This window comes from Pseudomonas paeninsulae, from assembly GCF_035621475.1.
GTDB lineage: Bacteria > Pseudomonadota > Gammaproteobacteria > Pseudomonadales > Pseudomonadaceae > Aquipseudomonas > Aquipseudomonas paeninsulae.
Window position 1 is genome coordinate 1,079,089 of record NZ_CP141799.1, and the last position, 12,115, is coordinate 1,091,203.

A 12,115-nucleotide genomic window follows, 5' to 3' on the forward strand; every position below is an offset into this window, starting at 1 on the left:
GCCAAGACGGCACGTTTATGCATTGTCAGCCTTTCACTAAGAGCAAATATTTCTATACTCCCAGCAGCGAAGGGTGGAACTCCCTCCACCGGGTGAAAAAGGATACTCCCATGAATACGCTGTTTTCTGCGGCTGCGTTGGTGGCCTTGACTCTAGGTTCGGTTAGCGCTGCGCACGCGGCCGATGTGACTTTCGCCGTGGGCAGCACCGACGAGTCGACCATGGTTTATCGGGTCGGTGCTCAATTCGATTTCAACCGCCGCTGGATGGACAGCGCTACCGGCCACCTGGGCGGGTACTGGGATGCCGGTTATACCTTCTGGGAAGGCGATGAGTCGGCGAGCAACCACAGCCTGTCGTTCAGTCCGGTGTTCGTCTACGAGTTTGCCGGAGACAACGTGCGGCCCTATATCGAGGCCGGCGTCGGCGTAGCCTTCTTCTCCCACACCGAACTGGAGGGCAGCAACCTGGGCTCGTCCTTCCAGTTCGAGGATCGCCTCGGCGTCGGTCTGCGCTTCGCCGATCAGGAAGTCGGCCTGCGCGCGCTGCACTACTCCAACGCCGGGCTGAAGGAGCCGAACAATGGCATCGAGGCCTATACCGTGCATTACCGTTTGAGTTTCTAGCGCGCGGCATACAAAAAAATCGGCCCGCTGGCCGATTTTTTGTTTCTGTATTAAACCCGCTTCAGCGATAGATGCTGGTCATGCCGCGGCGCTCGTCGAGGCACTCGGGGGAGGCGGTCTCGAATTCGCGGCAGATCAGCGGGCGTACTTCATAGATGGTACAGCGCATGGTGTCGCGATCCAGCGCCGCACACCAGCCGTCATCCAGGCGATGCATGACTTCGCCGCCCCAGTCGTCGGTGGCGATAAAACGCGGCGGCACGCCGGTGTCAGTGATCAGCAGCACTTCCAGCTGGCAGCAGCAGGCGGCGCAGTTGGAGCAACTGACGGCGGCTTCGCTGGGCAACTGGGTGAGGGGGATCTGGTGGCTTTCGGTCATGGCTGCAGTGTACGCCATGTCTGCCTCCCGGTTGTTCGGCTGTCGACGTAGGGTGAATCGCGCTCTTGTTCCCGCGCGATGCACCAAGCGGTTCTTGCCGGGTTGCCGTTGGTGGAAAACGCGGCGCGGTTCCCACCCTACCTCGATTGGCGCGCGCGGACGCTGTGCTCATATTGGCTGCGGTAGAGTCTGGCGAATCCATGCAGCACGGGCAGCACCAGCGCCCAGATCGCCGCGAGCAACAGCAGGGTTTGCCAGGTGCCGTACGGCATGCCGACGCCGGCAAGCTGGGCGCCAGCGTAATAGGACAGCGGGCCGGCGCAGGCGCCGAGCAGGCTGGCGCGCCACCAGGGCCGGGCCGTCCAGGCCAGGCAATGGTTGAGCGTGGTCGCCAGCAGCAGCCAGAGCAGGGCCAGCCACAGCGGGATCAGGTTGCGCGGCTCGCCGAAGTCGAACAGCCCGAGGTTTAGCAAGAAGCTATCCAGGGCGCTGCCGGCGAGAAACACGCTGAGCAGCAGTTTGCCCTCGGCGGCCCAACTGCTGACCCAGAGCAGATGCACCGCCAATGCCACCCCGGCTAGCAGCAGCCACGGGCTGTCGCCGCCGAATACGCAGGCGAACCAGCCGAGCTGAAAGAGGAGGGCGTTGGCGATCAGTTTAGGCATCGAGTTTTCCTAGCAGGGGTTGCGGTTGCGCCGCTGGCTTGGCCAGCAGCAATTGCGCGGTGCCGATGGTGCGCTCGATGAAGCCGCCCTCGCAATAGCACAGGTAGAACTCCCAGAGCCGATAGAAATGTTCGTCGTAGCCGAGCTGCTCGAGCTTGTGTCGAGACTGGTGCAGGTTGGCGTGCCACAGGCGCAGGGTGCGCGCGTAATGCAGGCCGAAGTCTTCCATATGGTGCAGGTTCATATCGGTCTTGGTGGTGATGATCTCGAGCATTTTCCGCACCGAGGGCAGCGCGCCGCCGGGGAAGATGTAGCGCTGGATGAAGTCGACACTGCGCTTCGCCTGCTCGTAACGCTGGTCGCGGATGGTGATGGCTTGCAGCAGCATCAGCCCGTCAGCTTTGAGCAGCTGCGCACACTGCTTGAAGTAGGTCGGCAGGAAGCGGTGGCCGACCGCTTCGATCATCTCGATCGACACCAGCTTGTCATACTGGCCGCTGAGGTCGCGGTAGTCCTCCAGCAGCAGGGTGATGCGCTCGCCCAGACCGAGTTCGGCGATCCGCCGCTGCGTGTAGGCGTACTGTTCCTGCGACAAGGTGGTGGTGGTCACCCGGCAGCCGTAATGAGTGGCGGCATGGATCGCCATGCTGCCCCAGCCCGTGCCGATTTCCAGCAGGTGGTCGCTGGGCTTGAGCGCGAGCTTCTGGCAGATGCGCTCAAGTTTGTTCAGCTGCGCCTGCTCCAGGCTGTCTTGCGGGCTGGCGAACATGGCGGCGGAGTACATCATGGTCGGGTCGAGCAATTGCTCGAACAACTCGTTGCCGAGGTCATAGTGGGCGGCGATATTCTGGCGCGAGCCCTTGCGGGTATTGCGGTTCAGCCAGTGCAGGCTCTGCACGAAGGGCCGGCCGAACTGGGCCAGGCCACGCTCCATTGCGTCCAGCAGATCCAGGTTGCTGACGAACACGCGGATCACCGCGGTGAGGTCGGGGGAACTCCAATAGCCGTGGATATAGGCCTCGCCCGCGCCGATCGAGCCGTTGCCGGCGACCAGCCCCCAGAGCGCACCATCCATCACTCTGATTTCGGCGCGCAGGCTGGCGTCGGCATCGCCGAACTCCAGATAGTCATCGCCGTCGATGAGCCGCAGGTGGCCGTGGCGCAACTGACCCAGTTGGCGCAGTACGGCGCGGCGCAGCAGGTTGGCGCCAATGCCGCTGCCGGCACGCACCGAGGTTTTCGCGGATGACAGGCTAGAGCTTTTCATGGGGCACATCCTTGGATACTGGGCGAGCGACACGGCATTCACCTTGCGCGACTCGATGACTGAATAAGGGCAGGCGCTTGAGTAGCAGGCGCAGGGCTTGCCAGTAGATGGCCGCGACGGTCTTGCCGGTCATCCAGGGAAAACTGCGCAGGTAGGCATGCAGGCTGGCGCGGTCGAGCTCGCTGCGCTGCAGGCTGAGGCTGGCGTCGAACAGCTTGGTGGCGCCCTGGTCGGCGGTCGTCCAATCGGCCATGTGGATACCCAGGCGTTCGCCAGGCGGACTGAAGGCCATGCGGTATTCCAGCTCGCGCGGCAGAAAGGGCGAGACATGCATGGCCTTGGCCACGGCGAAGTGTTGATGGCCTGCGCCGTCTGCCGGCAGTACATAGTGGTAACGCTCGCGCCACGGGGTATTGCTCACCTCGCAGAGGATCGCGGTCAGGCGGCCGTCGGCGTCATGGCAGTAGAAGAAACTCGCCGGATTGAAGGCCAGCCCCCAACTGCGCGGCTGGGTCAGCAGGCAGATAGAGCCTTGCGGCGTGTGGCCGAGGGCGGCGCCGACCCGCTGGCGCACGGCATCGCTCAGGCTGACCCCGGCGCGGGTAAATTGCGGCAGGTAGTCCGTCTCGCGAAAGGCAAAGGGCGCCCAGCGGCCATTGCCGGCCAGGGGCGAGAGGTCGAACAGTTGCTGCTGCTCGTCCAGGTCCAGATAGAGCAGGCCCATGCGGTAGCGGAAAGCGTGCGTTTTGGGGGCGAAGCGCCGGTGCTGCACCCAGCCGCTGTACAGGGCGCTGTTCATCACAGCACCTCGCCGAAGGCGTGCGCCACGCGCAGGGCGCTGACCACGCCGTCTTCATGGAAACCGTTGGCCCAGTAAGCGCCACAGAAATAACTGTGCTGGGCACCGAGCAGTTCTTCCCAGCGCGCCTGCGCCGCCATGCCGGCCAGGCTGTATTGCGGGTGGGCGTAGCGATAGCGCGCGAGGATCTTGCTCGGGTCGATCAGCGCCGTCTGATTGAGGCTGACGCAGAAGGTGGTGTCGCTCTGAATGCCCTGGAGGATGTTCATGTTGTAGGTCACCGCCGCTGCCGACTGATCGCTCGGCCCACCCAGGCGATAGTTCCAGCTGGCCCAGGCCAGGGGGCGTTTGGGCAGCAGGCGGGTGTCGCTGTGCAGCACCACATCGTTGTCGGCATAGGGCAGGGCACCCAGAATCTCCCGCTCGGCCGGCGAGGGTTGGGCGAGCAACTTGAGGGCCTGGTCGCTGTGGCAGGCGAATACCACCTTGTCGAAATACTGGCGGCCGGCGTGGGTATGCAGGGTGACGCCGTGCTCGTCACGCTCGACCCGTAGCACCGGACAGTTCAGGCGAATGTGCTGCTTGAACGAGGAGCACAAGGGCGCCACGTAGCTGCGCGAACCGCCCTCGACCACGCACCACTGCGGACGCTGATTGATCGACAACAGGCCGTGATTGCTGAGGAAACGGACGAAGAATTGCAGGGGAAAGCCGAGCATGTCGGCCAGTGACATCGACCAGATCGCCGCGCCCATCGGCACTATGTAGTGCTGGATGAAGCGCTCGCCGTAACCGCGCTGCTTCAGGTACTCGCCAAGGCTGGTGACGGCATCGATGCGGTTGTGCTGCAGGTCGTCCAGCGCCTCGCGGTTGAACCGCAGGATGTCGCGCAGCATGCCGAAGAACTTCGCCGACAGCAGGTTGCTGCGCTGGGCGAACAGGCTGTTGAGGGTGTGGCCGTTGTACTCCACGCCGCTGCGCGGATCACTCACCGAGAAGCTCATCTCGGTGGGTGTGAAGCCGACGCCGAGCTGACAAAGCAAACGGATGAAGTTCGGGTAGGTCCAGTCGTTGAATACGATAAAACCGGTGTCGATTGCGTACTGGCGGCCATCGACTTCGACGTCCACCGTATGCGTATGGCCGCCCACCCAGTCGCCGGCCTCGAACACGCTGATGGCATGCCTGCGATTGAGCAGGTAGGCGCTGGTCAAGCCGGCGATGCCACTGCCGATAATGGCGATTCTCATGGGTTGTCCTTGGAAGTACGGGCCATGCGCTTGCCGATGGCCACTTGCAGACGTTTGGGCAGGTGGGCCAGCAGCCGTAGGATGGCAATGAACTGCCAGGGAAACGCGATCTCGAACGGCCGCTGCTCCAGCCGCTCGGCGATATGCCGGGCGGCCTTGTCCACCGGCCAGCGCATTGGCATGGGGAAGTCGTTGTGCTGCGTCAGCGGGGTGTCGACGAAGCCTGGGCTGACCACGGTGACGGCGATGCCCTCGGCCGCCAAGTCAATGCGCAGCGCTTCCAGCAGGTAGCGCAGGCCGGCCTTCGAGGCGCCGTAGGCCTCGGCGCGCGGCAGCGGCAGGTAGGTCGCCGAGCTGCCGACCCCGACCAGATGCGGCTGATGGCCCAGGCGCAGCAGTGGCAGCGCCGCTTCGATGCAGTAGCTGGCGGAGAACAGATTGGCGCGCACCACCCGCTCGATCAGCGCGGCTTCGAAGCTCTGCACCTCAAGGTATTCGCAGGTGCCGGCATTCAGGATCACGGTGTCCAGTGCTCCCCAGTGCTGGGCGATGCGTTCGCCAATTACCCGTACCTGGGAGGCGTCGCTGAGGTCGCCGGGGGCGACCAACACCTGTCCTGGGTAGCGCTCGGCCAAGGCGTGCAAGGGGGCAACCGTGCGCGCGCTGAGCGCCAGGCGATGGCCGCGTTGCAGCAGCAGTTCGGCCAGCGCCGCGCCTATGCCGCTGCTGGCGCCGGTGAGCCAGATGCGTCTCATGCCAGTCGCCTTTTCAGCCAGCGGATGAGCTGGCCGAGTACTGGCAGGTGCTCGTAGAGCAGGCCACCGGCATCGAAGAAGTCACGGTGCTGATGGACCTTGTCGGTCCACAGCAGGTGCGAGCAGCCTTCCACGCGGATCAGTTGGCCGGCGGCCAGGCGCGGGTGGCGGTAGCTCATGGTCCAGCGCAGGTAGCCTTCGCCTGGGCGCACCTGATCGAAGCCGTAGAAGTCGAAGCGCAGTTCGCTGACATTGGCGTACATCTCGGCGAAATAGCGCTGCATGTTGGCCAGCCCACGCACCTCATGCAGGGGGTCGCGGAACAGTGCATCGTCGCTGTACAACTCGCCGAGGCGCTCGAGGTTGTCCTTGTTCAAGGTCTCGAAGACCTGGGCGAATTGGCGCAGGAAGTCGCTCATTTTGCTGTCTCCTTTGCCAGATGCGGCAGGCGTCTGAAGGCTGCCAGGGCGCGAGTGCGGCTGCTGGCGAGGTCGACAATCGGTCGCGGGTAATCCGCCACGCCGAACAAGCCGCCCAGGGCCGCTGGGTTGTGGATGTCCTTGTTGTTCAAGCCGGCCAACTCCGGCAGCCAGTGGCGGATAAAGCGGCCATCCGGGTCGAAGCGCTGCGATTGGCTGAGCGGGTTGAAGATGCGGAAGTAGGGCGTGGAGTCGGTACCGGTCGATGAGCTCCACTGCCAGCCGCCATTGTTGGCCGCCAGGTCGCCGTCGATCAGGTGGCGCATGAAGAAGCACTCGCCTTCGCGCCAGTCGATCAGCAGGTTCTTGCTCAGGAACATCGCCACGACCATGCGCAGGCGGTTGTGCATCCAGCCGGTGGCGAGCAGCTGGCGCATCGCCGCATCGATGATCGGCAAACCAGTGCGACCCTGTTGCCAGGCGGCCAGTTCGTCCGGCGCCTGGCGCCAGGCCAGTGCATCGGTTTGCGGGCGAAAGGCGCGGTGCATGGAGACGCGCGGGTAGCCGACCAAAATGTGTTTATAGAACTCGCGCCAGAGCAGTTCGTTGATCCAGGTGACGATGCCGTTGTTGCCGCTGTCGAACTCGCCCTGATTGGCTTGCAGGGCGGCGTGCAGGCACTGGCGTGGCGACAGCACACCGGCGGCGAGGTAGGCGGACAAGCGGCTGGTGCCGGGTTTGGCTGGAAAGTCGCGCTCGCTCTGGTAGTAGTTGATCTGCTCGTCGGCAAAGTCGAGCAAGCGTCTGTAGGCTTCCTGTTCGCCGGCCGGCCAGAGCTGGCGCAGGCTGGCGTCGGGCTGGCTAAAGCCAGGCACTGCATCGGGCACCGGGTCACTGGCGATATGCAGCGGCGCTTGCGCGACCGGGCGCCTGATCAGCGCGGGCAGGGCACTGTGCAGGCGCTGGTAGCAGACCTTGCGGAACTGGCTGTAGACCTGGAAGTAGCCGCCAGACTTGGTCAGCACGCTGCCGGGCCTGAACAACAGCTGATCGAGGTGGCTGTGGAAGTCGATGCCGAGCGCGTCCAGAGCCTGGGCCACCGCCTGGTCGCGACGACTTTCGTCGACGCCGTATTCCTCGTTGACCTGCACCGCGGCAATCTGCAACTGCTGGCACAGCTCGGCGATTACCCGCGGTGCGGCGCTCCAGTCGTCGGCCTGACGCACCAGCAGGGGCACGTTGAGCACGGCCAGTTCGCGCCTCAGTTCGGCCAGGTTACGCAGCCAGAAATCGATCTTGCTCGGCGCATCGTCATGCGCTTGCCACTGCGCGGGGCTGAGCAGGAACAGCGCGACCGTCGGCCCGGCCGCCATGGACGCGGCCAGTGCGCTGTTGTCCTGCACCCGCAGATCGGTGCGCAGCCATAGTAGTTGTGGCGTAGTCATGGGCTGTCCAACAGGTTGAGATCGGAGAGGATTTGCAGGGCGCTTAGTGGGTCTTGCGCCATGCCCAGCGCGCTGTTGTGCCGAGTCAGGGCCTGCAGCTCCTGATGATGGATGTGCGCAGCCGGGCCGATGACCAGGCACGGGCAGGCGTATCCCGCCTGCAAGCGCGGCCAATGCGCGCTGTGCAACGCCTGGCTGGAATACAGCAGCAGCGCCTTGGGCTGGATATGTTCGATCGCCATGGCCAGCTCCGCCGGTGGCACTGGCCAGTCGAAAACCTCGACCGCGGCGCCGGCGCTGCTGGCCAGCCAGGCGGTGAGCCACAGTCCCGGTTCCATCGGCAAGTCGGAAAGATTGACCAGCAGCAGAGGGGCGCCGCCCTGCTGGCGGTTGTTGTGGTAGATGCGTGCGCCGAGCTTGCTGCGCAGCCAGGAGTAGAAAAATACCTGCTCGGCCTGGGCACCGAACTGGCCGCGCCAGCGCAACTCCAGGGCTTCGAGCAGTGGCACTAGCAGCTGTTGGCACAGGGTATGCGGCGGGTAGAGTGCCAGTTCGCTATTGAAGCACTCGTCCAGGCGCCGTTCGGCCAGGTTGCAGATGGCTGCCTGCAGGCGCTGGCACTTCTCGTCCCACTGCGAGGTGGCGTCGGCAAACGCCGGCTGATTGGCGCGCAGCAGGCCCTTGACCTGGCCAACCGAGACGCCGCGATTGAGCCAGGTGAGGATGGTCTGGATCTGTGCCACATGTTCGTCCGAGTAGAGCCGGTGTCCCTTGGGCGTGCGGTGCGGCACGATCAGGCCATAGCGGCGTTCCCAGGCCCGCAGGGTCACGGCGTTGACGCCGGTCAGCCGGGCAACCTCGCGAATTGGCCTTAAACCCTTGGCCAGTGCGTGCTGGTAATCATCGCCGGCCGCTGCGGGCGAGTCGCGCTGAGTGAGGTTATCCATGCTCAGAGGGCATTACGCAGGCTGAGATTTTCTGGATGAGGTTGCAGGTAAACCTGCATGGCCAGGTAGTCGTCCGGGTGCCGGCGCAAGTGGTGTTTGAGCAGGGTCAAGGGCACCACCAGCGGCACGACGCCGTTGCGGTATTGGCCTATCAATAGCTGCATTTCCTGGCGGTCTGCGCTGCTCAGGGCTTGCTTGAAATAGCCGCTGAGGTGCTGCAGCGTGTTGCTGTGGGTGCGCCGGGTGGCGCACTTCTTCAGCGCGCTCATCAGCTCACTGAAGTAACGCGGCGCCAACTGCTGCAGATCATGCTGGTGCAGATTGCCGAGCAGGCGACCGAGCGCCTTGTACTGCAGCGGGTTGGTGGCCATCAGCAGGTATTTGTAGCGCGAGTGGAAGTCCAGCAGGGTCTTGCGGGTCAGGCCGTCGCGCAGCAGTTGCTGCCATTGCGCGTAGGCGTACACGCGGGTGATGAAGTTCTCGCGCAGGATGGGGTCGTTGAGCCGGCCATCTTCCTCCACCGGCAGGTCCGGGCACCGGGCACAGAATGCCTCGGCGTAGATGCCGCGGCCCTTGGCTTCGCTGGGGCGGCCGTTGTCCTGGTAAACCTTGACCCGCTCCAGGCCACAGGATGGCGACTGCTGCATGAAGATGTAGCCGCAGATATCGTCCAGTGCTTCGGCCATTTGCGCGCCGTAGGCGGCCAGCGGTTCGCTGTGGTCACGCTCGCGCTGTAGCGTCCCCACCGCCCGCGGGGCTGCGGGGTCGCCGACCAGGCGGATGGGTTCGCGCGGGGTACCCAGACCAATTGCTACTTCCGGGCACAGCGGGACGAAATCGAAATACTCGGTGAGGGTGCGGCTGCACAGCCGTGATTCCTTGTGGCCGCCGTTGTAGCGCACTTCAGCGCCCAGCAGGCAGGCGCTGATGGCGAGTTTGGGTTTGCTGGCGGCGACTGGGGACGGCTTCATGGCACAACCTCTGTTGATTACCTGTACACATTGTTAAAAATGTACAACTTGTGTTCATCATAGGGGCGCGCTTGTACAAGTCAAATTATTTGTACAGCTATTGTCGGGTTTTATTGGTCGGGCAGGTGTCGGCCGCCGCGGTGCGCGATGGCGGCGGCTCGCTGGCATAGGGTATGAGGAGGGGGCGATTAGGTGGGTTCGGCAGGCAGGTAGTGCGCATACCTGCCGCGGCAGCAGCAGGCTGATCGGGGGAGGGCTACTTCCAGCCCATGTGCCAGCTCATGGCATCTTCCAGCACGCGCCAGTCCAGGCGCTGGCAGCGTTGGCTGAGCACTGCCTGCAGTTCGATCTGCAGCACATGGCCCTGTTCGTCGCAGAACAGTTCGCTGACCAGGAAGTGTTTCTCACGATTTTGCGGCTGCACCGCCGTCCATTTGGACAGCAGCAGTTTGCCTGGGTTGAGGCGGTGGCTGGCCACCTCGGTTGCGCGCTTGTTCATTGCAGGTGCGCGAGCAGTTTGCGCGCCGCGTCCTGGCCGCTCAGCCAGGCACCCTCGATTCGGCCGGACAGGCACCAGTCGCCGCAGGCATACAGGCCCAGGTCGGCATCGGCCAGCGAGCCCCACTGGTGGGCGCTGGCAGGACGGGCATAGAGCCAACGGTGCGCCAGGCTGAAGATGGGCGCAGGCATGGCGCAGTCGAGCAGCTCGGCAAAGGCGCCGTGCAAGTGATCGATTACCGTCTCCTTGGGCATGTCCAGGTGCTGTTTGCTCCAGCTGCTGCTGGCGTGCAGCACCCAGGTGTCCGGGCTGCCGTCGCGGCCAGGTTTGCTATGGTTGCGCGTCAGCCAGTCGAGCGGGCTGTCCTGCACGAAGCAGCCGTCGACCTTGGTATCCAGTGGTTGGGCGAAGGCCAGGGCGACGGCCCAGGTCGGCTCCATGACCACGCTGGCAGCGGCGCCGGCGAGTTTCGGGGCGGCCGCCAGCAGGCTGCTGGCTTGCGATGCTGGAGCGGCGATCAGCACATGGCTGAAGGGGCCGTGGCTTTGCCCTTCGGCGTCTTGCAGGTGCCAGTACTGCGCACCGCGAAATACTTCGGTGATCCGGCAGGAGAAGTGCACCGGCAAGGCGCCAAGCATGGCGCGGGTAATGGCACTCATGCGCGGGCTGCCGACCCAACGCACCTGCTCGTCTGGCGAGGCGCTGAGTTGCCCGTTGCGGCTGTGATAGAGGTTCGGCGTCCATTCGGCGACCCAGCCGCGAGCCTGCCATTGCTGAACCACATCGACGAAGCGACGATCGCGGGCGGTGAAGTACTGCGCGCCCAGATCCAGGGCGCCGACATCGCTGCGCTTGCTGGCCATGCGGCCGCCGCTGCCACGGCTTTTGTCGAACAGCTGAACCTCATGTCCGGCGGCGTGAAGGGTTTGGGCGGCGGACAGTCCGGCGATGCCGGTGCCGATGATGGCGATGGGTGCGGTCATGATCTACCTCTTGCTTTAGAGCGCTAGGCTACGCTTTAGACAAAACCTATACAATATTGATTGTATGTACAGGGCTTATCGGCTTCAATCGTGCCTCTCTGTAGTAAAGACAATCCTGAGCCGGAATAAAGGCACGTTGCCCTCTGATAAACCAGACTGATGGTTATCAGGTTGGCTCACGCCATGCGAGGAGGATGCCATGCACATATTGCTCACCGGCGGGACCGGGTTGATTGGTCGCGGCCTGTGTCGCCACTGGACGCAGCAGGGCCATCAACTGACGGTGTGGAGCCGCACCCCGCAGCGGGTCGCCGAATTGTGTGGGGCGCAGGTGCGCGGCATCGGCCAGCTCGACGAAATCGGCGATCAGGCGCTGGATGCGGTGGTCAACCTGGCTGGCGCGCCGATTGCCGACCGACCCTGGACGCGCAAGCGCAAGAGCCTGCTCTGGGCCAGTCGGATCACCCTCACCGAGCAGCTGCTGGCCTGGTTGCAGCAGCGCCAGCAGAAGCCACGAGTGCTGCTGTCCGGCTCGGCGGTGGGCTGGTATGGCGATGGCGGCGAGCGCGAACTGAAGGAGGACAGCCCGCAGATTACCGACGATTTCGGCGCCCAGTTGTGCGGCGCCTGGGAGGAGACGGCGCAGCGCGCCGAAGCCCTGGGTATCAGGGTGGTGCTGGTGCGCACCGGTCTGGTGCTGGCTGCGGACGGCGGCTTCCTGGCGCGCCTGCTGCTGCCCTTCCGTTTGGGCCTCGGTGGTCCGGTGGGCGATGGCCGGCAGTGGATGCCATGGATTCACCTCGCCGACCAGATCGCCCTGATCGATTTTCTCTTGCAGCAGGAACAGGCCAGCGGTCCTTATAATGCCTGCGCTCCCGAGCCGGTGCGCAACGCCGACTTCGCCCGCGCGCTGGGCCGCGTGTTGCATCGCCCGGCGCTGCTGCCGGCGCCGGCATTCCTCCTGCGCATGGCCTTCGGCGAACTGGCGGGGCTGTTGCTGGGGGGGCAGCGGGCATTGCCGGCGCGTCTGCAGGAAGCCGGCTTTCGTTTTCGTTTCACCGATCTGGATTTAGCCCTGGCGGATTTGCTGGGTCGACACTGACTGATAAG

General features: G+C 64.3%; 14 protein-coding genes. 2 read left to right on the plus strand and 12 right to left on the minus strand.

Translation table 11 applies throughout. The features are described 5' to 3' along the window. The first annotated feature begins 110 nt into the window (after window positions 1-110). Entirely contained in the window at window positions 111-626 is a 516-nt protein-coding gene (locus tag VCJ09_RS04910) for an acyloxyacyl hydrolase (RefSeq protein ID WP_324733365.1), read from the plus strand. Between the two features lie 61 nt (window positions 627-687). On the opposite strand, the gene VCJ09_RS04915 is transcribed toward VCJ09_RS04910, so the two are convergent. From VCJ09_RS04915 to VCJ09_RS04970, 12 genes are all read right to left on the minus strand, one after another. Continuing rightward, on the minus strand, window positions 688-1,005 hold the full coding sequence (locus VCJ09_RS04915; RefSeq protein ID WP_324734596.1) for a YkgJ family cysteine cluster protein: 318 nt from the start codon (window positions 1,003-1,005) through the stop codon (window positions 688-690). 137 nt (window positions 1,006-1,142) lie between these two features. Further along, window positions 1,143-1,670, minus strand: coding sequence for a DUF2878 domain-containing protein (locus VCJ09_RS04920; RefSeq protein ID WP_324733366.1), 528 nt, complete (start codon window positions 1,668-1,670; stop codon window positions 1,143-1,145). After that, on the minus strand, window positions 1,663-2,937 hold the full coding sequence (locus VCJ09_RS04925) for a cyclopropane-fatty-acyl-phospholipid synthase family protein (protein ID WP_324733367.1): 1,275 nt from the start codon (window positions 2,935-2,937) through the stop codon (window positions 1,663-1,665). Before VCJ09_RS04925 ends, VCJ09_RS04920 begins: the two co-directional genes overlap by 8 nt. Next, window positions 2,924-3,736, minus strand: a complete 813-nt coding sequence (locus VCJ09_RS04930; RefSeq protein ID WP_324733368.1) for a DUF1365 domain-containing protein — start codon at window positions 3,734-3,736, stop codon at window positions 2,924-2,926. The genes VCJ09_RS04925 and VCJ09_RS04930 overlap by 14 nt, the downstream gene beginning before the upstream one ends. Continuing rightward, window positions 3,736-4,986 carry an NAD(P)/FAD-dependent oxidoreductase gene (locus VCJ09_RS04935; protein WP_324733369.1) on the minus strand — a complete coding sequence of 417 codons (1,251 nt, stop codon included), beginning with the start codon at window positions 4,984-4,986 and terminating at the stop codon, window positions 3,736-3,738. Before VCJ09_RS04935 ends, VCJ09_RS04930 begins: the two co-directional genes overlap by 1 nt. Next, window positions 4,983-5,741 carry an SDR family NAD(P)-dependent oxidoreductase gene (locus tag VCJ09_RS04940; protein WP_324733370.1) on the minus strand — a complete coding sequence of 253 codons (759 nt, stop codon included), beginning with the start codon at window positions 5,739-5,741 and terminating at the stop codon, window positions 4,983-4,985. Before VCJ09_RS04940 ends, VCJ09_RS04935 begins: the two co-directional genes overlap by 4 nt. Beyond that, on the minus strand, window positions 5,738-6,160 hold the full coding sequence (locus VCJ09_RS04945; RefSeq protein WP_324733371.1) for a nuclear transport factor 2 family protein: 423 nt from the start codon (window positions 6,158-6,160) through the stop codon (window positions 5,738-5,740). The genes VCJ09_RS04940 and VCJ09_RS04945 overlap by 4 nt, the downstream gene beginning before the upstream one ends. Beyond that, a complete protein-coding gene (gene phrB / locus VCJ09_RS04950; RefSeq protein ID WP_324733372.1) occupies window positions 6,157-7,605 on the minus strand; it encodes a deoxyribodipyrimidine photo-lyase in 1,449 nt (482 codons plus the stop codon). Before phrB ends, VCJ09_RS04945 begins: the two co-directional genes overlap by 4 nt. Beyond that, entirely contained in the window at window positions 7,602-8,552 is a 951-nt protein-coding gene (locus VCJ09_RS04955) for a MerR family transcriptional regulator (RefSeq protein WP_324733373.1), read from the minus strand. Before VCJ09_RS04955 ends, phrB begins: the two co-directional genes overlap by 4 nt. A 2-nt stretch (window positions 8,553-8,554) precedes the next feature. Then, the gene (locus VCJ09_RS04960) at window positions 8,555-9,523 is read right to left on the minus strand and encodes a YbgA family protein (protein ID WP_324733374.1); all 969 of its coding nucleotides are present in this window, start codon (window positions 9,521-9,523) and stop codon (window positions 8,555-8,557) included. A gap of 256 nt (window positions 9,524-9,779) precedes the next feature. Continuing rightward, complete coding sequence (locus VCJ09_RS04965; RefSeq protein WP_324733375.1) at window positions 9,780-10,022, minus strand: TIGR02450 family Trp-rich protein; 243 nt, start codon at window positions 10,020-10,022, stop codon at window positions 9,780-9,782. Further along, window positions 10,019-11,005 carry an NAD(P)/FAD-dependent oxidoreductase gene (locus VCJ09_RS04970; RefSeq protein ID WP_324733376.1) on the minus strand — a complete coding sequence of 329 codons (987 nt, stop codon included), beginning with the start codon at window positions 11,003-11,005 and terminating at the stop codon, window positions 10,019-10,021. Before VCJ09_RS04970 ends, VCJ09_RS04965 begins: the two co-directional genes overlap by 4 nt. Before the next feature lie 199 nt (window positions 11,006-11,204). Between VCJ09_RS04970 and VCJ09_RS04975 the strand changes: the two genes are divergently transcribed. Then, window positions 11,205-12,107 carry a TIGR01777 family oxidoreductase gene (locus VCJ09_RS04975; RefSeq protein ID WP_324733377.1) on the plus strand — a complete coding sequence of 301 codons (903 nt, stop codon included), beginning with the start codon at window positions 11,205-11,207 and terminating at the stop codon, window positions 12,105-12,107. Window positions 12,108-12,115: the final 8 nt, after the last annotated feature.

Excerpts from the sequence above, each read along its gene's own strand:
- VCJ09_RS04910 (WP_324733365.1), top strand. The coding sequence starts at position 111 with ATGAATACGCTGTTTTCTGCGGCTGCGTTGGTGGCCTTGACTCTAGGT.
- VCJ09_RS04915 (WP_324734596.1), bottom strand. The coding sequence starts at position 1,005 with ATGACCGAAAGCCACCAGATCCCCCTCACCCAGTTGCCCAGCGAAGCC.
- VCJ09_RS04920 (WP_324733366.1), bottom strand. The coding sequence starts at position 1,670 with ATGCCTAAACTGATCGCCAACGCCCTCCTCTTTCAGCTCGGCTGGTTC.
- VCJ09_RS04925 (WP_324733367.1), bottom strand. The coding sequence starts at position 2,937 with ATGAAAAGCTCTAGCCTGTCATCCGCGAAAACCTCGGTGCGTGCCGGC.
- VCJ09_RS04930 (WP_324733368.1), bottom strand. The coding sequence starts at position 3,736 with ATGAACAGCGCCCTGTACAGCGGCTGGGTGCAGCACCGGCGCTTCGCC.
- VCJ09_RS04935 (WP_324733369.1), bottom strand. The coding sequence starts at position 4,986 with ATGAGAATCGCCATTATCGGCAGTGGCATCGCCGGCTTGACCAGCGCC.
- VCJ09_RS04940 (WP_324733370.1), bottom strand. The coding sequence starts at position 5,741 with ATGAGACGCATCTGGCTCACCGGCGCCAGCAGCGGCATAGGCGCGGCG.
- VCJ09_RS04945 (WP_324733371.1), bottom strand. The coding sequence starts at position 6,160 with ATGAGCGACTTCCTGCGCCAATTCGCCCAGGTCTTCGAGACCTTGAAC.
- phrB (WP_324733372.1), bottom strand. The coding sequence starts at position 7,605 with ATGACTACGCCACAACTACTATGGCTGCGCACCGATCTGCGGGTGCAG.
- VCJ09_RS04955 (WP_324733373.1), bottom strand. The coding sequence starts at position 8,552 with ATGGATAACCTCACTCAGCGCGACTCGCCCGCAGCGGCCGGCGATGAT.
- VCJ09_RS04960 (WP_324733374.1), bottom strand. The coding sequence starts at position 9,523 with ATGAAGCCGTCCCCAGTCGCCGCCAGCAAACCCAAACTCGCCATCAGC.
- VCJ09_RS04965 (WP_324733375.1), bottom strand. The coding sequence starts at position 10,022 with ATGAACAAGCGCGCAACCGAGGTGGCCAGCCACCGCCTCAACCCAGGC.
- VCJ09_RS04970 (WP_324733376.1), bottom strand. The coding sequence starts at position 11,005 with ATGACCGCACCCATCGCCATCATCGGCACCGGCATCGCCGGACTGTCC.
- VCJ09_RS04975 (WP_324733377.1), top strand. The coding sequence starts at position 11,205 with ATGCACATATTGCTCACCGGCGGGACCGGGTTGATTGGTCGCGGCCTG.